Source organism: Streptococcus sp. HMSC10E12, from assembly GCF_001807855.1.
GTDB classification, from domain to species: Bacteria; Bacillota; Bacilli; order Lactobacillales; family Streptococcaceae; genus Streptococcus; species Streptococcus salivarius.
The window spans coordinates 40,501-40,839 of the sequence record NZ_KV791095.1; the positions used below are offsets into that span (position 1 = coordinate 40,501).

A 339-nucleotide genomic window follows, 5' to 3' on the forward strand; every position below is an offset into this window, starting at 1 on the left:
GTGATTCAGAAACTGACGCACTTTCTGACGCTGATTCGGAATTTGAGACAGATTGCGATGCCGATGTTGACTCACTTACTGACGCTGATTCTGAGTTTGAAACAGACTGTGAGTCTGAGACAGACGCACTTGTTGATGCAGACTCTGAATTAGACACTGATTGTGATTCGCTTACTGATGCACTTACTGATGCTGACTCGGAGTTTGAGACTGACTGTGATTCTGAAACTGATGCACTTTCTGAAGCTGATTCGGAATTTGAGACTGATTGTGATTCTGAAACTGACTCACTTACTGACGCTGACTCTGAGGTTGAAGCAGACTGTGATTCAGAAACTG

1 pseudogene is annotated in these 339 nt (G+C 44.0%); it reads left to right on the top strand.

Going from position 1 to position 339, the window contains the following annotated elements:
- Positions 1-339: pseudogene (locus HMPREF3112_RS11875) on the top strand (hypothetical protein); the annotation flags it as partial.